We start from the raw sequence: 25,717 nt of genomic DNA on the forward strand, positions 1-25,717 counted from the left end.
CTCCTCAACTCCCCAGCGGGCAGCGCAGATCGGGCCGGGAACGGTTCGGGGAACAGGCCACCAGGGCGAGCGACAGGAACGAGGGGCGTTCCAGGTAATACCCCAGGGCCAGGTCGCCGCCCGACCTCAGGTGCCCGGCGAGGGACGCGACGAGAGCGGCCTGCCGGCCGGCGTCCCGGTCGGCCCGTGCGGCGAACCGGGGCGTATGCGCGGCCAGTTCGCGGCCGAGCCAGGCGGCTGCTTCGTCCGGGTCCGGCCAGGTGCCGCGAACCAGCGAGCGCGGCTTCACGAGCCAGTACGCCGTCTCGGCCGGCGGCAGGTCGCAGCGCGGGAACTCCGCGGCCACCTCGCGATGGCGCTGGATCAGCTCCGGCCTGCTTCCGGGCGGGGGCGGTTCGGGGTGAGGGGGCCGACGCAACGCCTCCTGGTCGAAGGCGGCCTTCGGGCCGGTCCACAGGTAGCCGTGGTGGTGCACCGGGATCCTGCCGGGTGTGGGTGTGGGTGTGGGTGTGGGTGGGCGTGTGGGTTCGGGTGTTGGGCCGGGCAGGGGCGGGGGCCCGCCCTGCCCGGCCGGGAGACGGAGAAGTTCAGAGAGCCAGGCCGAACCGTGCCGGGGAGCGGGGTGATCGCCCTGGGGTCGAAGGCAGGGAGAGCAGCGAAAGAGCCGAGCCGAATATTCTCGGTTATTCTCGTGTGCTCACTCTGTATACATGGACATTCACCCAGAGGTACCGACAGGCTGTGCCTACCAACATCGTCGACACCTAGGGGGTGCTGAACGTGGTGCGCAGGTTGCGGTTCAACGGGACGGGAAGCGGAGTGAAAGGTTGTCCCTCCGTGCACGAGGACCTGGACACGGGGGAGGTGATCGTGCATGGGCCACCCCTCGCTGACCCGGATGACGTCGCTCAGCTTCAGCGCCTGTCGGAGGGTGAGGTCGCGATCGTCGTCCCACGGGACTTACTGGTCGACTGGGCCCCGAAGGAACGGACGCGACAGGTGCGTACGATCGATCTGGCCGAGTTCGACAGTCTGTTCACCAAGTTCGAGCACACCGCGTGGCGGTTGGAGACGCGTCGACGCTATGCGAGCGACGAGACGAGCGACCGTTGGCAGAGGTTCATCACGACCGGAAAGGTCGGCGAGGACACGGAGCTGAACGCCCTGTTCAGTTGGTGGAGTGACACGATGCGCGCCCACACCCGGCAGGGAAGGCGGATCGAGCGGGTACGCATTGTGGACCAGCCCGCCACCACTGGGCAACGTTTCCTTCTCGACAACGCGAGCTGGAACATCGGCCTCGGCGAGGACATCCGGAACATGTGGCGAGCCGACGCGGACCGACTCCGGCTGCCCGCAGAGGACTTCTGGCTGTTCGACAGCCGCCTCGTCGCTTTCCTCCGGTTCGATGACGACGACCAGCTCACGCACGTGGACCTCGTCACGGAACCCGCGGAGGTGGTGCGCTGCGCGATGATCCGGGATGCTGCGTGGCATCACGCCGTACCGTGGGAGCAGTTCACGGCCGAGATGGGCGGCGACATGTAGGAGCACGAGCGGGTACCGGTGAGCACGGACTATCAGAGAGCGCGCGAGGAACTGGGCCGGAGGCTGCGGGAGTTGCGCGCCGAGAGTCCTGGCCGGCTCACCGGTACGGAACTGGCCCAGCGGCTGGGCTGGTCCCAGTCGAAGGTCAGCAAGCTGGAGAACGGCAGGCAGACGCCCACCGACGACGACCTTCAGGCGTGGGTCGAGGCGGTGGGGCAGCCTGCCGTCCTCGATGAGCTACGGGCCCGGCTGAAGGGCTTCGAGAGTCACATCCGGTCCTGGCGGCGACTGCTCGCGGCAGGACATGCCCCCGTGCAGGAGACGTGGAATACCCTCGTCGGCGAGTCTCGGACGCTTCATGTGTGGGACGACCACGTTGTCAACGGTCTCCTGCAGACCGCCGACTACGCCAGAAGCCTCTTCGTGTCGCATGCGGGGCTCCGCCGCTCCCCGCAGGACACGGAGGAGGCGGTGCGGGCCCGTATGAAGCGGCAGGAATGGCTGTACCGCCCGGGTAAGCGGTTGAACCTGGTGATGTGGGAAGCCGCGCTCCGGTCCCAGGTCTGTGCGCCGGAGGTGCTGGCCGCGCAATTGGACCGGCTCCTCGGTGTCGTGGGTATGGACACCGTCCACCTCGGGATCGTGCCTCTGGAGGCTCCACTGCGCGTGCCGGCCGGGAACGGGTTCTGGATACTGGACGACCGTCTGGTCACGGTCGAGGACTGGCACGCCGAACTCTGGCTCGACGATGCCGAAACGATCGCTCTCTACCGCCGGGCCTGGGACGCACTGGCCGAGTCCGCCGTCTACGGCGTCGACGCCCAGCAAGTGATCGCCCGCGTCCGGCGGAGCCTCAAGGTCTGAGGACGTAGAGCCGCACCACGTCGTCCGAGGTCCCCCAGGGCTGCGGCGCTCCGGGCGGGGGCGGGGTCCGCCAGCACTCCTCCTCGCGCGGGGACGCCAGACGGTGGCCCACCGCGCGGTTGCGCCTGTCCCAGCGGCGCCAGCGGGCGTCGTACGGGTCCGGGAGCCGCCACACGTACGGGTCCGGGGCCCGTACCTCCCGGGTGAGATCGCAGCAGTCCGGCACGTGATCCGGCGAGCGGGGGCGGCCGAACAGGCGGGTGAGCGCGTCATAAGCCCGCCGGAACATCGGCCCTCCGCGGTTGTCCGGTGAGCGTGAAGCGTGCCCACACGCACTTGGTGTACGGCCCCTGCCGATGCCCCCACGCGTCGGCCAGCTCCGCGACGAGCGCCAGCCCGCGTCCGCCTTCCGCGTCGGGGCCGGCGGCGTGGAGGCGGGGGAGCCGGTCCCGGTCCGGGTCGGAGACCTCAACGGTCAGTTCCGCCCCCTTGAGGGCCAGGGTCACCTCGATCACGGCTTGAGAGACGTGGCAGTGGGTCACGGCGTTGGTCACGAGTTCGTTCGCCAACAGGGTTACGGCGTCCGCCTTTTCGGCGGGGGCTCCCCAGGAGGCGAGGGTTTCGCGGACGCGCCGACGGGCGATGGCCACGTGGCCTTTCCGCTTGGACATACGGAAGGTTCTGGTTGCGAGCATGGGGCGAAGCTAGGACCGATTCCAGTACTTGCGCAATGCGCTTGAGTGAATACATTCAGTAGGTCACTCGATCGAGTGATGACCGTCAGGTGTGTCGTCCCGTGTGGCATCGTTGCCGCAGGAGAGGGGAGGCCCCATGCCCGCAGGTGGACGACCGACGGTTCGCAGCAGGCGACTTGGCACGGCGCTCAAGCAGTACCGCCAGGCCGCCAAGATCGATCAGCCGAAGGCTGCCGAGATCATCGCGGCGAGTCAGGCCAGGATCAGCCGCCTTGAGAGCGGGCATGTCACCGCACGTGTCATCGAGGTGAGACTGCTCCTGGACGCGTATGGCGTCGATGACCCGGAAGTCCGTTTCAAACTGGAGGAGTTGGCCAAGCACTCCAAGAACCGGGGCTGGTGGCTGGAGCATGCCGCGCACCTGCGTCCGGACTACGTGGATCACATCGCGCTGGAGGACGACGCGACCTACATCCGCGAGTGGCAGCCGGTCATGGTGCCGGGGCTCTTGCAGACACCGGCCTACGCGGAGGCGGTGATCGCGGCTTCGCCCCACGACATCGAGCCGGAGCGGGCTGCCCAGTTGGTGAAGGTGCAGGCCGGACGCCAGGCGAAGATCGAGGAGGGTGGCGCGTCGTACACGGCCATCTTGTGGGAGACGGTCGTCGCGCATCCGCTGGTGGGCGTCGAGATTCACCGCGAGCAGTTGGCCGCGATCCTGGCGATCGGCAAACGTAAGAACGTCACCGTGCAGGTGCTGCCGCTCAGCGCGGGCGTTCTGGCCGGTTACTCCTCCGCCTTCTCTTCCTTCAGTTTCGACGAGGAGCCGACGGTCGAAGCGGTCACCCTGGACAATCTGCGAGGCACCTCGGTCCTCGAAGGCGCCGAGGACCTTGTCGCTTACGCCAACGCGTTCGACCTACTACGATCGGTGGCGTTGGCGCCGGAGGCGAGTGCGAAGTTCGTCCGGGGCGTACTGCGGAGCTTGAAGGAAGACACATCATGACCGAGGTCGTAAGCCCGTTCTGGAAGTCGTCGTACTCAGGCGCGGAGAACAACTGCGTTGAGGTCGCCGATACGGCTCCCGGCGGTCGGGCCGTGCGCGACAGCAAGCGGCACGACAGTCCCCTCCTCGTCGTCTCCGGCGAGAGCTGGCAGGCGTTCCTGGGCCTCGTGGGCCGGTTCGCGTAGGCGATAGGCAGATGTGAAAGGGCGCCCGGCGGATCATCCGCCGGGCGCCCTTCGCTGTCGTACGGGACAGGGTTACAGCTTCTCGATCACGTAGTCGACGCAGCGGGTGAGTGCCTCGACGTCCGCCGGGTCGATCGCCGGGAACATGGCGACGCGGAGCTGGTTGCGGCCGAGCTTGCGGTAGGGCTCGGTGTCGACGATGCCGTTGGCGCGCAGGGCCTTGGCGACGGCCGCCGCGTCGATCTCGTCGGCGAAGTCGATCGTGCCGATGACCTGCGAGCGCTTGGCCGGGTCGGTGACGAACGGGGTGGCGTACTTGCTGTCCTCGGCCCAGCGGTACAGCCGCGACGAGGAGTCCTTCGTACGGGCCGTGGACCAGGCGAGACCGCCCTGACCGTTGATCCACTCCAACTGCTCGTTGAGGAGGAACAGCGTCGCGAGGGCGGGCGTGTTGTACGTCTGGTTCTTGCGGGAGTTGTCGATCGCGGTGGGCAGCGAGAAGAACTCCGGTACGTGCCGGCCCGACGCGTGGATCCGCTCGGCGCGCTCGATGGCGGCCGGGGAGAAGACGCCGATCCACAGGCCGCCGTCGGAGGCGAAGGACTTCTGCGGGGCGAAGTAGTAGACGTCGGTCTCGGCGATGTCGACCGGGAGGCCGCCGGCGCCGGAGGTGGCGTCCACCAGGACGAGGGAGCCCTCGTCGGCGCCCGCGACCCGCTGGAGGGGGGCGGCGACACCGGTGGAGGTCTCGTTGTGGGTGAAGGCGTACACGTCGACGCCCGCCTCGGCGACCGGCTCGGGGTGGGTGCCCGGGTCGGAGGCGACGACGGTCGGGTCGGCGAGCCAGGGCGCGAGCTTGGCGGCCTTCGCGAACTTGGAGGAGAACTCGCCGAAGGTGAGGTGCTGCGACTTGTTGTCGATCAGTCCGTGCGTCGCGATGTCCCAGAACGCGGTGGAGCCGCCGTTGCCGAGGACGACCTCGTAGCCGTCGGGCAGGGAGAACAGGTCGCGCACGCCCTCACGGACGCTGCCGACCAGGTTCTTGACCGGGGCCTGGCGGTGGGAGGTGCCGAGCAGGGACGTGCCGGTCGCGGCCAGCGCGTCGAGCGCCTCCGTCCGCACCTTGGAGGGGCCGGCGCCGAATCGTCCGTCGGCGGGCTTGAGGTCAGCGGGGATCTGGATGTCAGCCACGCGGGGAGCCTAGCGGCTCGGGGAAACCTGGTCGAAACGTCGTCCGGCGGGTGAGACGGTCAGTGGCCGTATCAGTCGGGTCGCGCAGAAGCTGTCGGGTCGCGCAGAAGCTGGTGAGTGTGGGCGGCGAGGCGTCCGGTGCTCGGCACGCAGGAGAAGGCCGGAATCGAATGTCGTGTGGGGGCCTCACGTGGTGGTGTCCAGGGGGCAGCCCAGCTCGGGGTGGTGTCGATTCGGGCAGCACACGACGGAAACGGACAGGACGTTGCCGGACCTCGTGTAGTGCACCCAGCTCACATCGTTGCCGCCGGCCAGAGTCCGAAGCGCCTGGCCTCGCTTCTCTTCCAGACCGAGGTACGTCCTGGAGTCGGCGGCTTGCTGAATGGGCGGATTCTCCGAGTAGTGCTTGGTCAGCCACTCCACGGCGATAGGAGCGTCGGCCCACGTCCGATCGCGCGATGCCTGGCTCCGCTTCATCAGCCAGTGCCCGGTCCCGCCCTCGCGACCATCGATCGTGCCGAGCAATCCCGAGCAAGGCAGCGGATGGGAGACCAGCCATGCGGTTACGGTTCCTTGGGAAGAACTCCACTCCTGGAGACAGCCCCACCCTGTACGCCAGTGACCAGGACAGCTATGTCATCCAAGGCTGGAAGGTGTACGCAAACGATCTGCTCATGCAGCTCGAAGTGCCGGAGGGGCAGACCGCCATCGAAGTGCCCACCGAACTGTTCGAGCACCTGGCGAAGGACGGTCGGCCCTCGGGGGAGATCAAGAAATTCGCCGCCCCGATCATGCTCGTCACCGAGCAGGGAACGTGTGTCCTCCAAGGCCCGGAAATACGCGATCCTGAAGCCTTGAGCCAGATGCGCATGCCTGACTACGAGACCTGCATCGAGGTGCCCAGGTCCTCGATCGCGGCTCTCCTGGAGGAAGACAGTGGACCTGATCACTCCCGCACAGCGTGACCGGCTCTTCGACCACTTCGAGCGCGACGCCTTCCACCTGGAGCTACGGGACGACTACGGCTCGCCCGTCGAGGACACCCCGTACGCCCGATGGCAGCGGGGCGAGCCTGACGACTACGCGTGGCTGGACGCCTGGACGGAGTTGATGAAGCGCGTCACGGCCGAGGGCAGGACGGTCCGCCGGGTCCGTGTGGTGACCGAGCCGCACAGCCGGTACGTCCGGTGGGAGCACTCGCTCACTCACCTCAACATCGCCATGGGCGAGGACATCCGGTGGCTTCCGAGACACCTGCTTCCCGAAGGAGTGGACTTCCCGGTGCACGGCAACGACTGGTGGCTGTACGACGACCGTCTCCTGGCGGTGGGCCACTTCGACGCCGAGGGCAGGGTCCTTGGCTCGGAGATCGTCGAGGACAGCGGCACGGTCGCGGAGTGCGCCCGCCTGCGCGACCTGCTCTGGGCCGTAGCCATCCCCCACGCCGAGTACCAGCCCTGAACCATCCGTGAGCACACAAGCAATCGAAGCACGCGAGGCGTTGGGTGCCCGGCTGCGTGGATTCCGTAAAGACGCGGGATTCGCGAGCGGCCGGGCATTCGCCTTGGCCACCGGCTGGGCGGAGTCCAAGGTCTCTCGCATCGAGAACGGTAAGCAGAACGCCAGCGAAGAGGACATTCGAGTCTGGTGCAGGAAGACCAATCGACACGATCAGGTCCCGGACCTGATCGCGACGTTGCGGCACATCGATGAGCTGTGGCTCGAATGGCGCCGGCAGTTGCAGGACGGCGCTACGAAGCGGCAGAAGCAGGCCCTGCCGGTTTACTCCAGGACCAAGCTGTTCCGGATCTGGCACCCCACACTGATCTGGGGAACCCTCCAGACGTCGGAGTACGCCGCGGAGACGTTCAGGCAGGTAAGGGACTTCTATGAGATCCCGGATGACACAGACGCCGCCACCGCCAAGCGGCTCGAACGGCAACAGTACTTGTACCAGGGCGACCGGATCTTCAACGTGCTCCTCGCGGAGCAGGCGCTCTACACCAACTTCGGCGGTCCGGAGGTGATGCGGGGGCAGCTTGACCGCTTTCCGGCGGTCATGGGGCTTGCCCGCATGAGTCTGGGCGTCATCCCCCGGTCAGCGCCCACACGTATCTGGCCGGGCAACTCGTTTTCGATGTTCGATGACAAGCTCGTCCTGGTCGAGACCTATTCCGCTGAGTTCTCGGTGACTCAGCCACGAGAAATCGATCTGTATGCCAAGGCTTTCGCACTCTTGAAGCAGTCGGCGGTCTACGGAACCGCTGTTCGGGAAATGATTCTTTCTGCTCTACGGCATTTCGAGCGGATTCCCAATGAGCAGTAGGAGGGGCGCCTCCTGAGGACCCTGAGGACCCTGAGGAGGCGCCCTCTGGGTTACTTCAGGGCCCGGAGAAGGCGCCCCCAGGGTTACTTCGTCGTCAGGCGGACCGGGAGTTCGTAGAGGTCGTTCTGGGTTACCACCGGCTTGTTGCGCAGGGCCGACGGGGGGATCGCCAGGTCCAGGGACGGGAAGCGGGTGTACAGGGCCGGGAGGGCGACGCCCGCCTCCAGGCGGGACAGGGCCGCGCCCGGGCAGACGTGCGGGCCGTGGCCGAACGAGATGTGCCGGGGGCTCCCGGAGCGGCTGATGTCGAAGTCGCCCGCCGTCGGCCCGTGCGCGTTCTCGTCCCGCCCGATCGCCCCGTACGACACGATCAGCGCGTCCCCCGCCCGGATCACCTTGTCGCCGACCGGCACGTCCTCGGTCGCGAACCGGATCAGCACGTGCGAGGTCGGGGTCGAGTAGCGCAGCGTCTCCTCGACGACCGCCGACCAGTCGGCTTCCCCGGCCAGGACACGGGCGCGCTGCTCGGGGTGGGTGGACAGGTTGACGACCGCGTTGACGATCAGGGAGATCGTCGTCTCGTGGCCGGCCGCGACCATCAGCTGGAGGGTGGAGACGATCTCCTCGTCCGTGAGGTGGTCACCGTCCTCGGAGGCCAGGATCAGCGCGCTGGTCAGGTCGTCGCCCGGCTCCGCCCGCTTCGCCGCGACGGTGTCCGCCATGATCCCGGCCAGCTCGGTCAGCGTCGCGATGACCTCGGCGGGCGGCGTCTGGGTGGAGAAGAACTTCTCGAACAGCTCCTTGAGCCGCGGCAGCCGCGCCTCCTCGATGCCCATGAGGTCGGCGATGACGTACATGGGCAGCGGGTACGCAAAGTCGGCCTTCAGGTCGACCACGTCACCGGTGAGCCCGTCGAGCAGCCCCTCGGTCAGCTTCGCTATCCGCTCCCGCATCTGCTCCACCCGCCGCGGCGTGAGCGCCTGCGCGACCAGGGTGCGCATCCGGCGGTGGTCGGCGCCGTCCACGGTGAGCATGGACCGGCCGGGGTTGGCGAGACCGATCAGCGGCCAGTCGGGGGCGATCTCGCCGCGCTGCCAGGCGCCCCACACGTTGATGTCCTTGACCAGGCGCGGGTCGGTGAGCAGGGCGCGCGCCTCGGCGTGGTGCGTGACCGCCCACACGGGCACTCCGCCGGGCAGTTCGACGGCGGCGAGCGGACCCGCGGCGCGCAGCGCCTCGCTCTCGCCGTCCAGGTCGGTGACAAAGGGGTCCAGGACGATGCGGGTCTCTTCGGTACCGGTACCGGTGGTCATGCGGGGTCCCTCCAGGGCAAGTACGGGCAAGTACGGGCGAGTACGGGCGAGTACGGGCGAACACGGGCGAGTACAGGGCGGGTTCGGGTGCGTCGGGGCGCGGCGGGTACGGGCGGGCCGGTGCGTCGGGTCGGCCACGGGATGCCACGGGGCGCACGGGCGGCGCGTACATGGGCGTGCGCGCATGTGGGCGTACGTGGCGTGCGCGTGCACGGGGGTGTACGTCGGCGTGCACGGGTGTACGCCCATGTGCGCGCCGAGGGTCAGAGGACCGGTACGGGCGTGAACGTCACGGGCAGTTCGTTCAGGCCGCGCAGCCAGGGGGAGGGGCGCCGGGTCAGGGACTCGGCCGGCACCGCCAGGTCGATGTCGGGCAGCCGGTCGAGGACCACCTCGATGCCGGTCCGCGCGATCACCTCGGCGACCTCCTGCGCCGGGAACGGGCACCGGTGCTCGCCGTGCCCGAACGAGAAGTGCGCGTTGTTGCCGCCGGTGAGCGCGGAGCTGTCGGTGCGGACCTGTGGGTCGGAGTTGGCGCCCTGGAGCCCGAGCAGCACGAGGTCGCCGGTGCGGATACGGCGCCCGCCGAGCTGGGTGTCGCGCGAGGCCCACCGCCCGGCGACGTTCTGCGTGGGCGTGTCCTCCCACAGCACCTCGTTCATCGCCTCCGCGACGCTGTGCCGGCCGCCGAACAGGGAGGCGGCGAAGCGGTCGTCGGTGAGCATCAGGCGCAGCGAGTTGCCGATCCAGTCGGCCGTCGGCTGGTGCCCGGCGGCCATCATGACCATCAGGTCCTGGGCGATCTCCTCGTCGGTGAACCCGGACGGGTCGGCGAGCATCCGGGAGACCACGTCGTCCGCCGGGGTCTCCTTGCGGTCCGCGAGCAACTGCCCCATGGAGGTGGCGAGATGACGCTGCCCTTCGAGCGCGCCCTCCCGCCCGTTGATCATGTCGTTGAGGGCGGTGACCAGACCGGGGCCCTGCTCGTCGGAGAACCCGTAGAGCGTGGCGAGGACCCGGACCGGGAGCAGCGACGCGTAGTCCGCGATGATGTCCGTCTCGCCCTTGGCGCAGACCGCGTCGATCAGCTCGTCGGCGAACTTCTCGGCGTGCGACCGCAGTTCGAAGGGGTCGACGGCTTCGAGGGCGTCGCTGATCATCGCCGCGCGTTCGCGGTGCCGTTCGCCGACGGTGTAGAGGATGGAGGGCTGCTTGCGGCCGATCATCGGCAGCAGCGGCCAGTCGTCCGGGATGCGCTCCCACTGGTTCCACAGGTCCGAGTCCCGGCTGAACAGCTGCGGGTCGCCGGTTACTTGGTGGAGTTCGCGGTAGCCGAGGACGAGAAAGGCGGGGATGTCCCCGTCGAGGACGACGGGCACGACCGCGCCGTGATCGCGCCGCATCTCCCGGTACAGCGCGGCGGGATCGGTCTGGAACCGGGGCCCGCCCAGCGGGACGGGCGCGGGGGTGGGGACGGGGCTCACAGCGCCAACTCCGGTGCGTTCAGGGCGCCTTCGGTGGCAGCGCCGGGACGGGGGGCGCCTTCGGCCTCGGCACCGGGGCGGGGGGCGTCTTCGGCGGTGGCGCCGGGGCGGGTGCTGTCTTCGGTGGTGTCGCCGGGGCCGGTGGTGGCGCCAGGGCGGGTGTGCAGGGTCTGGAGGTGTTCCACCAGCGTGATCAGCACACGCTTGCCGGACTCCCGGGAGCGGGCGTCGCAGTCGATGAGCGGCACGTGCGGGTCGAGGTCGAGGGCCTCACGGATCTCGGCGGGGGTGTGCGCGGGCCCGCCGAAGTCGTTGCACGCCACGATGAACGGCGTGCCGTGGTGCTCCAGCCGGTCGATCGCGTACCAGGAGTCGTCGATCCGGCGGGTGTCGACCAGCACGACGGCGCCGAGCGTGCCGGAGAACAGCCGGTCCCACAGGAACCAGAACCGCTCCTGGCCGGGCGCGCCGAACAGGTAGAGCACGTTGCGGGCGTCGAGGGTGATGCGGCCGAAGTCGAAGGCGACGGTGGTCGCGGACTTGCCGCGCACCTCGCTGATGTCGTCCACGGCCTCGCCGGCCTGCGTCATCGTCTCCTCGGTGTTGAGGGGACGTATCTCGCTGACCGAGCGGACCAGGGTCGTCTTGCCGACGCCGAAGCCGCCCACGACCACGATCTTCAGGCCGTTGTCGGCCGACGCCGACAGGGGCGCACGAGCGTCAGAGGTTACGGAGTCCAACGAGCACCTGCTCCAGGATGTCGGGATCGGGAAGGCCGGAGGGAACGCTGCTGTGCGGGTGGCGGGCGCTGACCCGGCCCGCGGCGAGCAGGTCGGACAGCAGGATGCGGGTGATCGACACCGGCAGCGCGAGTTCCGCCGCGATCTCCACGACCGCGGTGGGCCGTTCGCACATCCGCAGGATCGCGGTGTGCTCGGACTGCATGCCCGTCGCCGGCTCGCACTCCGCGACCACCAGCGTCACCAGGTCGAAGGGGGTGTCGGGCCCGGACCGGCTGCGGCCTCCGGTGAGGGTGTACAGCCTGTCGGGCGCGTCGTCCCTGCCGGGACGGCTCATGACGTCCGGGGCGGCGCGCTGAGGTACTCGCCGAGCTGTTCGACGAGTTCGCTCATGTTGTGCCCGACGAGCCCGGCGTCGGCGTCCTCGGCGGTGACGACCGCGAGGTGCGCGCCGTCCCCGGCCTCCACGATGAACAGCACCCCGCCGTAGAACTCGGCCATCGCGGAGCGCACGCCGCCGGTGCCGTCGCCGAACTCGACGGACGCGCCGTGCGACAGCGACTGGATGCCGGCGGCGATCGCGGCGAGCTGGTCGGCCTGGTCGACCGAGAGTTCCGGGGTGCGGCACAGCTTCAGGCCGTCGCGGGAGAGCACGAGCGCGTGCCGGGCGCCCGGGGTGCGCTCAAGCAGGCCCTCGATGAGCCAGGTGAGCTTCTCGTCGGCGGTGATGGTGCCGGTCATGAGGTGGTGTCGCCTTCCGGGAGCGCGTGCTGGGCGGGGGTGGTCGTGGGGACGGGGTCGTTCGGCGCGGGCCGCTGTCCGGGGACACGGTCCTCACCCCGGACGCGGGCGGACTCCCCGGCCTGCGGGTCCTTGGTCCGTACGGGATCGGGGGCGCGTACGGCTTCGGGGGCCTGGGCGGTCTCCGGTGTCCGCGCGGCGTCGGCGTCGGCGGCGGCGGCGACTGCGGCGTGAGGTGTCCGTACGGTCTCGGGTGCCTCGGACGCCCGTACGGGCTCGGATGCCTCGGACGCTCGTACGGGCTCGGGGGTCCTAACGGCCTCGGCGTTCCGTACGGGCTCGGGGGCGTCCGGCGTGGTGCCGCGTACCGCCTGCCGGAAGCTGCCGAAGCGGGCCGCCGCCGACCGGGTGCCCGGGGTCTCCCCGTCACGGGTTCCGGTGGTGGCCTGCGCTGCCGGGTGGGAGCGGCCGCGCTCGGCGTGGGCGAGGGTGCGGCCACGGCGGCGCTTGGGCAGGCCGCCGGTGGACGCGGGCGCCTCCTCCCGCCGGGGCGAGCCGTGCGCCGGAACCGGGTCGGGGTCGAGGTCGCCGGGGGCGCGGCCGGCCGCGTACGACACCGGGGCCGCGAGGGACGCCGGGGGCGCGAGGGATGCCGGGGGCGCGGAGTGAGCCGGGGTGTCCGAGTCCGAGGCGGGCCGGGCGCCGTGCCCGCCGTGCTCCTCGTCTGAACCGGCCTTCTCGTGCGGGTCGTTGGGGCCGTGCTGCTCCCGGGGCCCGCCGGCTTCCCGGAGGTCTCCGGTGTCCCCGGCCTCCCGGAGGTCCCCCGTGTCCCCGGTCTGCCGGGGCTCCTCGGTGGTGCGGTGTTCGCGGGTGGCGGGCGCGGAGGTGTGGCCGTCTATGGCGGGCGCGGGCGCGGGCGTGGGCGTGGGCGTTCCGGTCGCCGCGGGTGCGGCGGCGGAGGGGGCCGCGGGGGTGCCGGGCTGGGTCAGGAGGTCCTGCGGGATGAGGACGAGGACGCCGGTGCCGCCGCGCGCGGAGGGCCGGAACGACACCTTCAGGCCGTGCTTGCGGGCCAGCCTGCCGACGACCGCGAGGCCGAGCCGGGTGCCGGTGAGGCCGCCGAGCCCGCCCCCCTCCGTGTCCGCCGCCTCGCCGGACACGGCACGCTCGGCGCGGCGCAACTGGACGTCGCCCATCACGAGGCCGCTGTCCTCGACGGAGACGATGACGCCCGCCGGGACCTCCTCCACGTAGACGTGGACCTCGGCGGTCGGCGGGGAGAACGTGGCCGCGTTGTCGAGGAGTTCGGCCAGCGCGTGCATGACGCCCTCGGCGGCGTGCCCGGCGACGGCGGCCTCGCTCGCGGAGTGCACGCGCACCCGCTGGTAGCCGCCGATACGGCCCATGGCGCCGCGCAGGATCGACTCCATGACGATGGGGCGGGCCCAGCGGCGTCCGGAGCGGGCGCCCGCCAGGACGGCGACGGAGTCCGCGAGCCGGCCGGCCTGCGCGGTGCGGTGGTCGAGGTGCAGGAGGTCGGCGAGGACCTCCTCGTCGGAGTGCTTCTCCTCCATGGCCCGCAGGTCGGCGAGCATGCCGGTGGACAGGGCCTGCATACGGCCGGCCGCGTTGGCGGTCGCGGAGATCGCGGCGGCCCGCTCGCCGGCGGCCTTGCGGGCGCGGGCGGCGAGTTCGGTGTTCCGCGCGGTCAGGCGGGCCCGGTCGGCGGCGAACCGCTCGCGTTCCGCGGCGAACTCCCCGGCCAGACGGTCGCGTTCGGCGGTGAACTCCGCCGTGGTCCGGTCGCGTTCGGTGGTGAACTCGGCGGTGAGGCGGTCGCGTTCGCGGGCCGCGTCCTCGGTGAGGCGGGTCCGTTCCCGGTCGGCCGCCTCGGCGGCGTGCGCGCGTTCGCGGGCGGCCTCGTCGGCCAGACGGGCCCGTTCCTTGGTGAACTCCTCCGCCTGCCGGGCCCGTTCGTGCAGGAGCCGGCCCGCGTCCTGGGTGACGGAGTCGAGCCGCCCGCGCAGGTGTCTCGCGGCCAGGACCTGCCGGGCGGCCACCGCGACGGCCGCGCACAGCAGCACGGCGGCGGCGCCGAGACCCCAGGCCAGGGGCGTGCGGGCCGGGCCGGGGGCGAGCAGGACGGCGGCCACCACGGCGATCGCGGCCACGGCGGCGGCCGTCAGCACGGGGGGTGCGGTGGCACGCAGGGCGGGTCGTTCGCCGGAGGGCAGGGGCGGGGTCATCAATCGGTCCTCGGTCGTGTTCCTGGGGGAAGAACGTGTCCTCGGTCGTGTCCTCGGTCGGTCCTGGGCGAGAAGCGACACCTGGTGCTCAACAGGGCGTCACTATATGAGAGTTCGTGATCGGATTGGGAAGGTTCGGAGAGCGGTCTCATGATCGCCCCGGCAAAACGGGGCCTTTCGGATGCGGGAGAGCCGGTCGCCGGGGGCGTCCGGCGGCATCCTGGAGACATGACGGATCTCGGCGGACGCCCCCACGGACAGCCGGAACGACACCCCCGGACCCCGGGCGCCTCACCCCGGCCCCCGGAGGCCTCACCCCGGCCCCCGGAGGCCTCACCCCGGACCCCGGGCGCCTCACCCCGGCCCCCGGAGGCCTCACCCCGGGCCCCGGAGGCCTCACCCCGGGCCCCGGAGGCCTCACCCCGGGCCCCGGGCGCCTCCCGCCGGGCCCCGCGCGCCTCCTCCCGAGCCCCGGAGGCCACCCCCGACCTGCGCGCCGCCCTCACCCGCGCCCTGCGCGGCGACGTCTCCTTCGACGTCACCGCCCGTGCCCTCACCACCATGGACGCCTCCAACTACCGCCGCGTCCCCCTCGGTGTCGTCTCTCCCCGGGACGCCGACGACATCGCCGCCGCCCTCGCCGTGTGCCGCGAGCACGGCGTCCCGCTCGTCGCGCGCGGGGGCGGCACCTCCATCGCCGGGCAGGCCACCGGCACCGGCATCGTCCTGGACCTCACCCGGCACATGAACCGGGTGCTCGACCTCGACCCCGGCACCCGTACCGCCCGCGTGCAGCCCGGCGTCGTCCTGGACCGTCTTCAGGAAGCCGCCGCCCCGCACGGACTGCGCTTCGGCCCCGACCCCTCCACCCACAGCCGCTGCACCCTCGGCGGAATGATCGGCAACAACTCCTGCGGCACCCACTCCGTCGCCTGGGGCACCACCGCCGACAACGTCCGCGCCCTCACCGTCATCGACTCCACCGGCCGCACCGCCCGGCTCGGCCGCGACGGAGCGGGCGCCCCCGACGGCCTCCTCGACCTCGTGGCCGGCGAACTCGCCCTGCTGCGCACCGGATACCCCGACCTGCCGCGCCGCATCTCCGGCTACGCCCTCGACGCCCTGCTCCCCGAACGCGGCACCGACGTCGCCCGCGCGTTCTGCGGCACCGAGGGCACCTGGGGCATCCTCACCGAGGCCGAGGTCCACCTCGTACAGACGCCTCCGGCCCGCGCCCTCGCCGTCCTCGGCTACCCCGACGAGAGCGCCGCCGCCGACGCCGCGGCCGGTCTCCTCCCGTACCGGCCCCTCACCGTCGAGGGCATGGCCGCCGACCTCGTCCCCGACCAGGCCGGCCTGCCCCGGGGCGGCGCCTGGCTGTTCGTGGAGACCGGCGGCGCCACCCCCGCCGAGGCCCGCGCCCACGCCGGCCGCGTCGTCCGCGCCGCCGACGTCACCGACGCCCTCGTCGTCACCGACCCCGCCGCCCAGCGCGCCCTGTGGCGGCTGCGGGAGGACGCGTCCGGCACGGCGACGCGTATCCCCGCGACGGGGCCGGCCGGAGCTGCCGGGACCGCCGGGGCCGCCGGGACCGCCGGGGCCGCCGGTTTCGTCAGCGAGGCCGGAGCCGCCGGTTCCGTCAGCGCGGCCGGACCTGGCGGCGGGACCGGACCCGGTGGCGAGGCCGGGTCCGCCGGGGGTGCCGGGTTCCCCGGCGTGGCCGGGTCCACCGGGGGCGCCGGGTCCGCCGGGTTCGCCCGTGTGGCCGGTCCCAGCGGTGAGGCCTGGCCCGGCTGGGAGGACTGCGCCGTACCCCCGGCCCGCCTCGGCGCCTACCTCCGCGACTTCCGCGCCCTCCTCGCCGACCACCACCTGCGCGGCACCCCGTACGGCCACTTCGGCGACGGCTGCATCCACGTCCGTATCGACTTCGACCTCGTCACCGAACCCGGCATCGCCCGCTTCCGCCGCTTCTCCGAGGACGCGGCCCGGCTCGTCGTCTCGCACGGCGGCTCCCTGTCCGGCGAACACGGCGACGGCCAGGCCCGCGCCGAACTCCTCCCCGCGATGTACGGGCCCGATCTCGTCCGGCTCTTCGAACGCGCCAAGGACCTCTGGGACCCGCACAACCTCCTCAACCCCGGCATCCTCGTCCGCCCCCACCGCCTCGACGAGAACCTCCGCTTCGCGCCCCTGCCGCGCCGCCCCGTCGACGTCGCCTTCGGCTACCCGGACGACGCCGGCGACTTCACCGCCGCCGTCCGCCGCTGCGTGGGCGTCGCCAAGTGCCGTACGGCCGGGCCGTCCGGCCATGACGTCATGTGCCCCTCCTACCGCGCCACCGGCGACGAGACCCACTCCACCCGGGGCCGCGCCCGCCTCCTGCACGAGATGCTCGCCGGCGAGATCGTCACCGACGGCTGGCGGTCCACCGAGGTCCGCGACGCCCTCGACCTGTGCCTGTCCTGCAAGGGCTGCCGCTCCGACTGCCCGGTCGGCGTCGACATGGCCACGTACAAGGCGGAGTTCCTCCACCACCATTACGCGGGCCGCCGCCGTCCCCTCAGCCACTACACCCTCGGACGCCTGCCCGGCCTGCTGGCCGCCGTCACCCGTACCCGCACCGCCCGGCTCGTCAACGCCCTCGCCGCCGTACGCCCCCTCGCCGGCCTCGCCCGACGCCTCGCCGGGATCGCCCCCGGCCGTGCCATCCCCCCTCTCGCACCCCAGACCTTCACCCAGTGGTGGGCCCACCGCCTCCGCACCCGGACCACCCCCACGGACGCCCCACGCCCCACCGACGCCCCGCGTCCCCCCGATGGGCCGCGTCCCACGGACGGCCCTGCCCGCCCCGATGGACCTCGCCCCGCCGACGTACCTTCCCTCACCGGCGCCCCGCGTCCCCCTGATGGCCCTGCCCGCGTCGACGCCCCGCGTCCCGCTGACGCCCCGCATCCCACGGATGGCCCTGCCCCCGCCGGCGTCCCGCGTCCCACTGACGCCCCGCGCCCCACGGACGGCCCTGCCCGCCTCGGCGCCCCTCAAGTCGCCCCCGCCGCCCTCCACCCCACCGTTCTCCTCTGGCCCGACACCTTCACCGAGCACCTCGCCCCCTCCGTCGGGCGGGCCGCCGTGCGGGTTCTGGAGGACGCCGGGCTCACCGTCCTCCTCCCCGCGACCACCGGCCGGCGCCACGGACCCGTCGGCGACGGCGTCACCCGCGGTCCCCTGCGCCCTCGGCTGCTGCTGCCCCGCCCCCGCCGCCGCGTCTGCTGCGGGCTCACCTACATCACCACCGGCCAGCTCGACCACGCCCGCGCCGTCCTGCGCCGCACCCTCGACCTGCTCGAACCCCAGCTCGCCGTCGACGGCCTGCCCGTCGTCGTCCTCGAACCGAGCTGCGCCGCGGCCCTGCGCACCGACCTGCCCGAACTGCTCCCCGACGACCCCCGCGCCCACCGCCTCGCCGCCGCCGTCCTCACCTTCGCCGAGACCCTCGAACGCCACGCGCCCCACTGGACGCCACCCCGCCTCGACCGCCCCGTGGCCGGCCAGACCCACTGCCACCAGCACGCCGTACTCGGCGACGGACCCGAACAACGCCTGCGCGCCGCCGCCGGTCTCACCGGCACCCTCTCCGGCGGCTGCTGCGGCCTCGCCGGGAACTTCGGCTTCGAGAAGGGCCACGAGGACGTGTCGCGGGCCTGCGCGGAGGAACAGCTCCTGCCCGCCGTACGGGCGGCCGGCCCCGGCGCCGTGATCCTCGCCGACGGCTACTCCTGCCGCACCCAGCTCGCCCAGCTCGGCGACCGTACGGGCCGCCACCTGGCGGAGGTCCTCGCCGAGGCGCTGGAGACCCGCGCCGAGGACACCGGCTCCGGCACCGGCTCGGGCACGGCCCCCGGCACCCCCTGATGCGTACGCTGACGGGATCCGCCGGACACCCCACCGGACCGAGGACCCGAGGCCCCCCGAGGAGAGCCCCGTATGACCCGCACGACCCTCCGCCTCCAGACGATCTCCCGCGACGACCACCTCGCCTTCGTCCGCTCCCGCCCCTCGGTCAGCCACATGCAGGTCCCGTCCTGGGGCGACGTGAAGCCCGACTGGAAGGCCGAGAGCCTCGGCTGGTTCGACGAACAGGGACACCTCCAGGGCGCCGGACTCGTCCTCCTGCGCCCCCTGCCCAAGCTCAGGCGTTATCTCGCCTACCTGCCCGAGGGCCCCGTCATCGACTGGCAGGACCCCGACCTCGCCGAGCGCTGGCTCCGCCCGATGCTCACCCACCTCAAGGCGCGCGGCGCGTTCACGGTCAAGATGGGGCCGCCCGTCGTCGCCCGCCGCTGGAGCGCGGACACCGTCAAGACCGCCATCGCCGACCCGGCCGTACGGCGCCTCGCCGACGTGCCCCCCACCTCGGAGGACCCCGCCGCCGCAGGCATCGCGGACCGGCTGCGGGCGATGGGCTGGCAGCGCACCGAACCCGGCGGCGAGGACGGCTTCGCCGCCGGCCAGCCCCGCTACGTCTTCCAGGTCCCCTTCGCCGGCCGCACCCTGGACGACATCCACCAGGGCCTCAACCAGCAGTGGCGGCGCAACATCAAGAAGGCCGACAAGGCGGGCGTCAAGGTCGTCCGCGGCGGCTACGACGACCTCCCCGCCTTCTACGAGCTGTACGCGGAGACCGCCGAGCGCGACCGTTTCATCCCGCGCCCGCTGCCCTACTTCCAGCGCATGTGGACCGCCCTCACCGGCGAGGACCCCGACCGCATGCGGCTCTACCTCGCCCACCACGACGGCGAGGTCCTCGCCGCCGCCACCATGCTCACCGTCGGCACCCACGTCTGGTACTCCTACGGCGCCTCCACCAGCCGCCGCCGCGAGGTCCAGCCCAACAACGCCATCCAGTGGCGGATGATGACCGACGCCCACGAACTCGGCGCCGCCGTCTACGACTTCCGCGGCATCACCGACACCCTCGACGAGACCGACCACCTCGTCGGGCTGCTCCGCTTCAAGGCGGGGGCGGGCGGAGAGGCCGCCGAATACCTCGGCGAATGGGACTTCCCCCTCAACCGGCTGCTGCACAAGGCACTCGACCTGTACATGGCGCGCCGCTGAGCGGTGTCCCGGTGTCCGTGGATCTCGGCCGCGCGGTTCCCCCCGGGGGGGCGCCGCGAGGCTCCGTCCCCCCCCGGTCGACATCAGCCCCTGCCGGTCTCCCTCCGCTCCCTCCGCTCCCTCCGCTCTCACCGCTCTCTCCGGGGCGGCACTCCCGCCGCACGTCTGCGACAGTGGCATAACAGGTTCACACGCCTGACCCGGTCCATTACTCTGGACCGGCAGGTGCAGCACGATGAACGAACCTGCGATGGACGAACCTGAGCCGAACCCCTGGAAGGCCCCGTGAACACGCCCAGCGCCGCCCCCGCCACCCCGGCAACGGCCGCCCCCGCGACGGCCGGTGCGCCCGGAGCTGGTACCGCCGACGCCCGCGGTCCCGCCGGTACCTCCGGTCCCGGCCGGCGTGGTGCGCTCGGGCCGGTGGGTCTGGTGCTCGCGGGCGGGATCTCCGTCCAGTTCGGCGGCGCCCTGGCGGTCAGCCTGATGCCCCGGGCCGGCGCCCTCGGCGTCGTCACGCTGCGGCTGCTCGTCGCGGCGATCGTGCTGATGGCGGTCTGCCGCCCCACCCTGCGCGGCCACTCCCGCGCGGACTGGAACACGGTCGTCGTCTTCGGCCTCACCATGGCCGCGATGAACGGCCTCTTCTACCAGGCCGTCGCCCGCATCCCCCTGGGCCCCGCCGTCACCCTCGAAGTGCTCGGCCCCCTCGCGCTGTCGGTGCTGACCTCGCGCCGCGCCCTGAACCTCCTCTGGGCGGGCCTCGCGCTCGGCGGGGTGTTCCTGCTCGGCGGCGGAGGCTTCAGCAGCCTCGACCCGGCCGGTGTCGCCTTCGCCCTCGGAGCGGGCGCCATGTGGGCGGCGTACATCGTCTTCAGCGCCCGTACCGGCCGGCGCTTCCCCCAGGCCGACGGCCTCGCCCTCGCCATGGTCGTCGCCGCCGTCGCGTTCCTCCCCCTCGGCATCGCCGAATCGGGGCACCGGCTCCTCGTCCCGACCACGGTGGCCCTCGGCGCGGCCGTCGCCCTGCTCTCCTCCGTCCTGCCGTACACCCTCGAACTGCTCGCGCTGCGCCGCCTGCCGGCCTCCACGTTCGCGATCCTCATGAGCCTCGAACCGGCCATCGCCGCCACCGCCGGCTTCCTCGTCCTCGACCAGGCCCTCTCCCTCACGGAAGCCCTGGCCATCGCCCTGGTCATCGCGGCCAGCATGGGCGCGGTCCGCACCCAGATATCCCGCCCCCACCCCAAGCCCCTGAAACCGGCCCCGGAGGCGTAGCCCTCTTGGCCGTCGGGCGTGCGCCCCTCGACGGGGAGGCGCAGACCCCCCGGTTCGGGAGGTGTGCCTCTCGGTTCGGGAGGCGTGAGCCTCTCCGCCCGGCCCGCCGAGGATCAGCTCAGCGCCTTGGCGACCTCGGGGAGGGTCGGCCTGTCCTCGGGCGCGTGGCTGAGCATGGCCTCGATCAGCGCACCCAGTTCCCCGGGCACCCTCACATCCCGTCGCCTGCCGTTCGCCACGGCCTCCCGTTGGACGCGGCGCGGGGCGTCGTCCGGGTACGCGACCGCCCGCCGACCGGTGGCGGAGATCAGCAGCGACGCGCCGAGGGCGTAGACGTCGGCTTCCGGCGTCGGCTCGGCCTCTCCGGTGTCGAGCACGCTCCGGGAGATCTCGGGTGCCTCGTAGTGGACGAGGCAGCCGCGGAACGGGAAGTCGTACCCGCTCGGCACGTGGCCCCCGCGGGCCAGGGCGAGGTCGATGAGCCGCGTCCGTTCGGGCCCGACGATGAAGTGAGCGGGCTGTACATCACCATGCGCCCAGCCCTTCCGATGGAGTTCGGCCAACGCCTCGACGCACCCCAGCACGACGCTGGTACGGGGGACGACGGACGACCCCTGCTCCCGGCAGGGCGCCCACAGTCCGTACAGGTCCGGCCCCTCGTACCAGGGCTGCATGTTCCATGTTCCGCGCTCCCATTCGCCGTACGCGATCGTCTGCGAGCCGAGGCGGTGCAGTACGGCCCCTTCGCGGGCCGGTGCGAGAGCCGTCCAGGGCTGGGCAGGCCAGTCGGCCGTCGCCTCGATGGGGTATCCGAGCTTCACGGCGTAGCGTCCTCGGTAGCTCTCCACGTCCCAGACCATCGAGCCACGCCGGTCCAGGACCAGCCGCCGGGCCGTGGGCATGAGCGCGTCGAGCACCACGATCGGCAGTTCGGCAGGTGAGCCGGTCACGTCACTTCTCCTTCCTGGCGAACACGGCCGGCCCCGGACCGGGGCCGGCCGCATCGCTGGTGTCGTCGCTATCCCCGACCGTACGGGCGGCCACAGTCCGCGTCGCACTGCGCGAGGTTCCCGCCGTCCACGGTCCAAAGGTCGTCGAAGACCAGGAACCCGGCCGCCTTCATGGCGCGGACCGAGGCGCCGACCATCTCGGGGTCACGGCCGCCGCCGCCCGGCTTCGGGTTGTGGTGCAGGAAGCGGCCCGCGTGCGTCGCGCACAGTTCGGCGTACTCCTTCGTGTGGAGGATGAGGGCGTGCAGCCCGAGGTCCACGTCGTCCGACGGAACCATGGGGACGGTGGCGGTGGCCGCCGTGACCAGGAAGGCGACCGCCTGGTCCGCGATCCGTTCGGCCCGCTCGGGCGACTGCCCGCTGTGGCTGACCACGAAGTGGGCGAGGCTCTCGAACAACTCCTCCCCAGCCACCGCCCGGCCGGACTTCTGTTCGTTCGTTGTCGCCGTCATTTCTGCTCCTTCGCGAGATGTGACACGGCACTTGCTTCCCGCCCAGGCCCCAGGGCGCCGAGCCCGGTTCATGGACGACCAGACGGCGGGCATCACAGACCGCTCCGGCTGTTGCCGTTCTTCACGGTCAGACGCGCGCTCAGTTCCTCGCGCGCACTGAGCGGCACCACTCGGTCCGGCATGGCATTCCACTCCACGCCGCCCCGGACCGGACGCATCTGTACGCGACCGCCGAGTTCGCCCATGACGACGCCGATACGGTCTCGGGCGCTGTCCTTGGCCAGTTCACCGATGCCTGGCCTGGTCTGCTGATCGCTCGCCATGACCACGAGCTTCGCGATCCGGGCACCGCTGCGGAAAGGCCAGGCTGATTAGCCAACTTGGGTAATATCGCGGCCAGTAGAGAGTCAGCGACGTTGCGTAGCCCTCGCCGTGTGGGAGCTTGCCGATGCCCGATGCCGACCCGCCGCCGGAACTGCCGGCCAGGCTGCTCACCGACCCGGAGATGATCAACGCGTGCACGGTCCGCGACTTCGCCGTCGTCTTCCGGCTGGTGAAGGCCCGAGCGGGCGTCTATCCGTCGATGATCGCCAGGCGATGCGACCTGACACCGAGCCGTGTCGGCGAAGTCATCTCCGGGCGGCGCCAGTTGCTGCACATGGACGTTGTCGAGCGCATCGCGGACGGCTTACGTATCCCCGGACACATGCTCGGGCTTGCCCGGCGGTCCTGGGAGACACCGCAGGCACTCGTCGCCGCGGACCGCGAAGCCCCTCACTCGCCGCATCCGGACCAACCGGAATTCGCCTCCCTGCCGGGGGCGGACGTGGACGGCATCCTGGCGTTGGCTTCACAGAACAGCCTCAGCACAGCCACGCTGGACGCCTTCCGGTCCTCGATCGAAGACTACTGGCGACGTGACGACCAGCACGGCGGCGAGACCCTGAGGCCGGCCATCGTCGGACAGCTCCGCCATGTGGTCGGACTCCTGAAGGAGAGCCGCCCGCCGATCATCCAAAGCGGCCTGTACGCGATCGCGGCCGAGCTGGCTCGCCTGACCGGCTGGACGTACTTCGACGCCCGCCAGTACAACCAGGCCCGCGCCTACTTCACCGAGGCACTGCACCTGGCCAAAGAGATCGATGACCGCCAGTTCATGGCCAACGTCCTCGCCTGCATGAGCTTGCAGGGCACATACCAGGACAAGCCCGGTGACTCTCTCGCCTTCGTGACCGCCGCCCAGGACCGGGCCCGCTCGGACCTGGCCACCACACCCCGGGTCCTTTCCATGCTCTCCATGCGCGAAGCCTTCGCCCACGCCACTCTCGGCAACCGGGAATCCACCCACCGGGCGATCGGAGAGGCACACCGCCACTTCGAGCTGATCCGGGGGAATGACCCGGACCCGTCGTGGGTGACGTACTTCGACGACACGAAACTGATCGTGGACACAGGCATCGCTCACGGCCGACTCGGCGAAGCGGCCACTGCCGAACCGCTGATCGCGGACGCGTTACGGCGCGAGGCCCGGACCAACCAGCGCGGCCGGGCATTCCACTCGTTCTGGCTCGCCCGTACCCAACTGGACCAGGACAAGATCGACCAGGCCTGCCACACCGCCACGCAAGCACTGGAACCGGCATCGGCCGTGGCGTCCGAACGCGTCGCAGGCCATCTCCGCGAGTTCTACGCCCAATTGGCGCCGCACCGGACCGAGCCCGTAGCCCTGGCCTTCGAGGCGCGACTACGGACACTGCTCCCACCGGTCAGCGGACCGCCTCGTCCATGAGCAGATACAGCAAGCCGACGAGTGAACCGCTGCTCACGATCTCGCGGCGGTCGATCATGCCGCGTACCTCCGCCAGAGGGATCCACTCGATACGGTCCGACTCGTTCTTCTCCGTCGGCGGGCCGGCGTAGGTCGCACCGTCCATGCGGAAGACGTGATGCTGCGAGTCGGTGATCCCGTTGGCCGGCTCGGCGTAGATGAGCGGCTTGACGGGGCCGGGGCGCCATCCCGTCTCTTCCAGGACTTCACGGGCCGCCGCCTCTTCAGGAGTCTCGCCCTCCTCGACCAGGCCCATGGGCAACTCCCACGCCCACGAGTCCGTGATGAAGCGGTGCCGCCACATCATCAGGACCTCCTGGCGCGAGTTGACCACCGCCGCCACGGCCAGGTGCCGCAGGCGAACGACGTGGTACTCCCACCTGCGTCCGTCAGGCTGCTGGACGTCAACCAGGCACAGATTCACCCACTGGTTGGTATAGATCTGCCGTTCGCCATGGGTCTTCCACTGCATGAACGCCGCCCCTCTCACCCGATGCGACCCAGCATCTCAGATCGGGTCGGAGACGGACACACTATTCGCGTCAAGATGACGAGATGCCGGAGACCGTTGCCGCGTAACCGACTTGGGCCGCGCGGCGGTACGAAGGACAACCGGACGGCGGCCTGCGGACCACCGTCTCCAAGATCGGTGGCACCGCCTCTGTGACCCGCGTGGCAGCTCCCGGTCGAACACAATGCTTGAATGGTCCGTCGATTCCCGGCCGATCAAGGAGAGCGCCGTGCCCCTGGTGTCCGTTGTGATGCCCGTCTACAACTCGGCGGCCACCCTCGGTGCGGCCGTCCGCTCGGTGCTCACGCAGACCCACAGCGATCTGGAGCTGCTGGTCACCGACGACCAGTCGTCCGACGGCTCGCTGGACCTGCTCATGGAGTTCGCCCGCCAGGACGAACGCGTCCGGCCCGCGACGGCGCCCGAACGCGGCGGCGCCGGACGAGCCCGCAACCTCGCCATCGAACGAGCCCGCGGCGACTACGTCGCCTTCCTCGACAGCGACGACATGTGGCTGCCGGAGAAGACCGAACGGCAGCTCGCGTTCGCCGCGGAGGGCACCGCCCCCCTGACCTTCACCTCGTACTTCAAGATGGACGCCGACCACGACGGCGAAAGCACCGACTTCGTCCCCAACGGCCGCGTCATCCGCGCCCGCGAACACGTGGACTACCGCGCCATGCTGGTCCAGGACCACATCGGCGCCCTCACCGCCATGTACGACCGCAACGTCCTCGGCACGAGACTCATGCCGGAGATGCGCAAGCGGCAGGACTACGCCCTGTGGCTGTCCATCATGCGCGACGGCGCCGACGCCCGCGGCCTCCCCGAACCCCTCGCCGTCTACCGCGCCCACCAGGCGAACTCCCTCTCCTCCAACAAGCTCTCCCTGGTCCCGTACAACTGGGAGCTGTACCGAACCCACGAAAACCTCTCGGTCCCCCGAGCAACCCGAGCCCTCGCCGGCGCGGTCTGGCAGTCCCTGCGCAACTCCCGGATCTAGGAATCCGGGGAGCATCCGACTTCCCGAGGCTGTCGTCGCTCGCAGTCACACCGGCAGCGACGGGGACCACGGGGACCTCACCGGTGTGGGGGCCGTTTGGTGAGCGGGCATCCTGCACAGCTCGGCGTGAACCGTGATGTCGGTTCCGCCCGCCGACGCCATGTCGATCGGATAC

At 71.4% G+C, this 25,717-nt stretch carries 27 protein-coding genes; 12 read left to right on the top strand and 15 right to left on the bottom strand.

Going from position 1 to position 25,717, the window contains the following annotated elements; translation table 11 throughout:
• Positions 1 to 4: 4 nt before the first annotated feature.
• A complete protein-coding gene (locus AB0912_RS22985; RefSeq protein WP_366702633.1) occupies positions 5 to 475 on the bottom strand; it encodes a hypothetical protein in 471 nt (156 codons plus the stop codon).
• Positions 476 to 780: 305 nt separating this feature from the next.
• Between AB0912_RS22985 and AB0912_RS22990 the strand changes: the two genes are divergently transcribed.
• Complete coding sequence (locus AB0912_RS22990) at positions 781 to 1,548, top strand: DUF6879 family protein (protein WP_366702730.1); 768 nt, start codon at positions 781 to 783, stop codon at positions 1,546 to 1,548.
• 18 nt (positions 1,549 to 1,566) lie between these two features.
• Positions 1,567 to 2,412 (top strand): helix-turn-helix transcriptional regulator, encoded by an 846-nt coding sequence (locus tag AB0912_RS22995; protein ID WP_366702635.1) that lies wholly within the window; start codon positions 1,567 to 1,569, stop codon positions 2,410 to 2,412.
• Here AB0912_RS22995 and AB0912_RS23000 read toward each other — a convergent pair.
• Together AB0912_RS23000 and AB0912_RS23005 are read right to left on the bottom strand one after the other, a co-directional pair.
• Positions 2,402 to 2,701: a hypothetical protein gene (locus AB0912_RS23000; protein WP_366702637.1), complete on the bottom strand. Its 300-nt coding sequence runs from the start codon at positions 2,699 to 2,701 to the stop codon at positions 2,402 to 2,404. The genes AB0912_RS22995 and AB0912_RS23000 overlap by 11 nt on opposite strands.
• Positions 2,682 to 3,107 (bottom strand): ATP-binding protein, encoded by a 426-nt coding sequence (locus AB0912_RS23005; protein WP_366702639.1) that lies wholly within the window; start codon positions 3,105 to 3,107, stop codon positions 2,682 to 2,684. Before AB0912_RS23005 ends, AB0912_RS23000 begins: the two co-directional genes overlap by 20 nt.
• A gap of 136 nt (positions 3,108 to 3,243) precedes the next feature.
• Between AB0912_RS23005 and AB0912_RS23010 the strand changes: the two genes are divergently transcribed.
• Both AB0912_RS23010 and AB0912_RS23015 read left to right on the top strand, forming a co-directional pair.
• Complete coding sequence (locus tag AB0912_RS23010; RefSeq protein ID WP_366702641.1) at positions 3,244 to 4,113, top strand: helix-turn-helix transcriptional regulator; 870 nt, start codon at positions 3,244 to 3,246, stop codon at positions 4,111 to 4,113.
• Positions 4,110 to 4,298, top strand: coding sequence for a DUF397 domain-containing protein (locus tag AB0912_RS23015; protein WP_366702643.1), 189 nt, complete (start codon positions 4,110 to 4,112; stop codon positions 4,296 to 4,298). Before AB0912_RS23010 ends, AB0912_RS23015 begins: the two co-directional genes overlap by 4 nt.
• A 72-nt stretch (positions 4,299 to 4,370) precedes the next feature.
• Here AB0912_RS23015 and serC read toward each other — a convergent pair whose 3' ends face one another.
• Complete coding sequence (gene serC / locus AB0912_RS23020) at positions 4,371 to 5,489, bottom strand: phosphoserine transaminase (RefSeq protein ID WP_366702645.1); 1,119 nt, start codon at positions 5,487 to 5,489, stop codon at positions 4,371 to 4,373.
• 186 nt (positions 5,490 to 5,675) lie between these two features.
• Positions 5,676 to 6,014 carry a hypothetical protein gene (locus AB0912_RS23025; RefSeq protein ID WP_366702647.1) on the bottom strand — a complete coding sequence of 113 codons (339 nt, stop codon included), beginning with the start codon at positions 6,012 to 6,014 and terminating at the stop codon, positions 5,676 to 5,678.
• Between the two features lie 149 nt (positions 6,015 to 6,163).
• Here AB0912_RS23025 and AB0912_RS23030 point away from each other — a divergent pair, with 149 nt between their 5' ends.
• The 3 genes from AB0912_RS23030 to AB0912_RS23040 are packed head-to-tail and all read left to right on the top strand — an operon-like array spanning position 6,164 to position 7,815.
• Positions 6,164 to 6,454, top strand: a complete 291-nt coding sequence (locus AB0912_RS23030) for a hypothetical protein (RefSeq protein ID WP_366702649.1) — start codon at positions 6,164 to 6,166, stop codon at positions 6,452 to 6,454.
• Positions 6,426 to 6,950, top strand: coding sequence for a DUF6879 family protein (locus AB0912_RS23035; protein WP_366702651.1), 525 nt, complete (start codon positions 6,426 to 6,428; stop codon positions 6,948 to 6,950). The genes AB0912_RS23030 and AB0912_RS23035 overlap by 29 nt, the downstream gene beginning before the upstream one ends.
• Positions 6,951 to 6,957: 7 nt before the next feature.
• Positions 6,958 to 7,815 (top strand): helix-turn-helix transcriptional regulator, encoded by an 858-nt coding sequence (locus tag AB0912_RS23040; RefSeq protein WP_366702652.1) that lies wholly within the window; start codon positions 6,958 to 6,960, stop codon positions 7,813 to 7,815.
• Between the two features lie 83 nt (positions 7,816 to 7,898).
• Here AB0912_RS23040 and AB0912_RS23045 read toward each other — a convergent pair whose 3' ends face one another.
• From AB0912_RS23045 to AB0912_RS23070, 6 genes are all read right to left on the bottom strand, one after another.
• The gene (locus AB0912_RS23045) at positions 7,899 to 9,128 is read right to left on the bottom strand and encodes a cytochrome P450 (RefSeq protein ID WP_366702654.1); all 1,230 of its coding nucleotides are present in this window, start codon (positions 9,126 to 9,128) and stop codon (positions 7,899 to 7,901) included.
• Between the two features lie 263 nt (positions 9,129 to 9,391).
• A complete protein-coding gene (locus tag AB0912_RS23050) occupies positions 9,392 to 10,612 on the bottom strand; it encodes a cytochrome P450 (RefSeq protein WP_366702656.1) in 1,221 nt (406 codons plus the stop codon).
• A complete protein-coding gene (locus AB0912_RS23055) occupies positions 10,609 to 11,352 on the bottom strand; it encodes an ATP/GTP-binding protein (RefSeq protein WP_366702658.1) in 744 nt (247 codons plus the stop codon). Before AB0912_RS23055 ends, AB0912_RS23050 begins: the two co-directional genes overlap by 4 nt.
• A complete protein-coding gene (locus tag AB0912_RS23060) occupies positions 11,333 to 11,689 on the bottom strand; it encodes a DUF742 domain-containing protein (protein ID WP_366702660.1) in 357 nt (118 codons plus the stop codon). Before AB0912_RS23060 ends, AB0912_RS23055 begins: the two co-directional genes overlap by 20 nt.
• A complete protein-coding gene (locus AB0912_RS23065) occupies positions 11,686 to 12,093 on the bottom strand; it encodes a roadblock/LC7 domain-containing protein (protein WP_366702662.1) in 408 nt (135 codons plus the stop codon). Before AB0912_RS23065 ends, AB0912_RS23060 begins: the two co-directional genes overlap by 4 nt.
• The gene (locus AB0912_RS23070; protein ID WP_366702664.1) at positions 12,090 to 14,339 is read right to left on the bottom strand and encodes an ATP-binding protein; all 2,250 of its coding nucleotides are present in this window, start codon (positions 14,337 to 14,339) and stop codon (positions 12,090 to 12,092) included. Before AB0912_RS23070 ends, AB0912_RS23065 begins: the two co-directional genes overlap by 4 nt.
• 561 nt (positions 14,340 to 14,900) lie before the next feature.
• On the opposite strand from AB0912_RS23070, the gene AB0912_RS23075 reads away from it, so the two are divergent.
• The 3 genes from AB0912_RS23075 to AB0912_RS23085 all read left to right on the top strand — a co-directional run bounded on the left by AB0912_RS23075 (position 14,901) and on the right by AB0912_RS23085 (position 20,738).
• Positions 14,901 to 18,254, top strand: coding sequence for an FAD-linked oxidase C-terminal domain-containing protein (locus AB0912_RS23075; protein WP_366702732.1), 3,354 nt, complete (start codon positions 14,901 to 14,903; stop codon positions 18,252 to 18,254).
• 72 nt (positions 18,255 to 18,326) lie between these two features.
• Positions 18,327 to 19,460, top strand: a complete 1,134-nt coding sequence (locus tag AB0912_RS23080; protein WP_366702666.1) for a peptidoglycan bridge formation glycyltransferase FemA/FemB family protein — start codon at positions 18,327 to 18,329, stop codon at positions 19,458 to 19,460.
• 285 nt (positions 19,461 to 19,745) lie between these two features.
• A complete protein-coding gene (locus tag AB0912_RS23085; RefSeq protein ID WP_366702668.1) occupies positions 19,746 to 20,738 on the top strand; it encodes an EamA family transporter in 993 nt (330 codons plus the stop codon).
• Between the two features lie 113 nt (positions 20,739 to 20,851).
• Here the strand turns inward: AB0912_RS23085 and AB0912_RS23090 are convergent, their stop codons facing one another.
• From AB0912_RS23090 to AB0912_RS23100, 3 genes are all read right to left on the bottom strand, one after another.
• Positions 20,852 to 21,688: a protein kinase gene (locus AB0912_RS23090; protein ID WP_366702670.1), complete on the bottom strand. Its 837-nt coding sequence runs from the start codon at positions 21,686 to 21,688 to the stop codon at positions 20,852 to 20,854.
• A 68-nt stretch (positions 21,689 to 21,756) separates the two neighbouring features.
• Positions 21,757 to 22,200, bottom strand: coding sequence for a hypothetical protein (locus tag AB0912_RS23095; protein ID WP_366702672.1), 444 nt, complete (start codon positions 22,198 to 22,200; stop codon positions 21,757 to 21,759).
• 92 nt (positions 22,201 to 22,292) lie between these two features.
• Positions 22,293 to 22,523, bottom strand: a complete 231-nt coding sequence (locus tag AB0912_RS23100; protein ID WP_366702674.1) for a hypothetical protein — start codon at positions 22,521 to 22,523, stop codon at positions 22,293 to 22,295.
• A 125-nt stretch (positions 22,524 to 22,648) separates the two neighbouring features.
• Between AB0912_RS23100 and AB0912_RS23105 the strand changes: the two genes are divergently transcribed.
• Positions 22,649 to 23,989, top strand: a complete 1,341-nt coding sequence (locus tag AB0912_RS23105) for a helix-turn-helix transcriptional regulator (protein WP_366702676.1) — start codon at positions 22,649 to 22,651, stop codon at positions 23,987 to 23,989.
• Here AB0912_RS23105 and AB0912_RS23110 read toward each other — a convergent pair.
• The gene (locus AB0912_RS23110) at positions 23,967 to 24,500 is read right to left on the bottom strand and encodes an NUDIX hydrolase (protein WP_366702678.1); all 534 of its coding nucleotides are present in this window, start codon (positions 24,498 to 24,500) and stop codon (positions 23,967 to 23,969) included. The genes AB0912_RS23105 and AB0912_RS23110 overlap by 23 nt on opposite strands.
• Positions 24,501 to 24,768: 268 nt before the next feature.
• On the opposite strand from AB0912_RS23110, the gene AB0912_RS23115 reads away from it, so the two are divergent.
• Complete coding sequence (locus AB0912_RS23115) at positions 24,769 to 25,542, top strand: glycosyltransferase family 2 protein (RefSeq protein ID WP_366702680.1); 774 nt, start codon at positions 24,769 to 24,771, stop codon at positions 25,540 to 25,542.
• Positions 25,543 to 25,717 lie beyond the last annotated feature (175 nt).

It is taken from the genome of Streptomyces sp. NPDC007084 (genome assembly GCF_040703595.1).
Classification (GTDB): domain Bacteria; phylum Actinomycetota; class Actinomycetes; order Streptomycetales; family Streptomycetaceae; genus Streptomyces.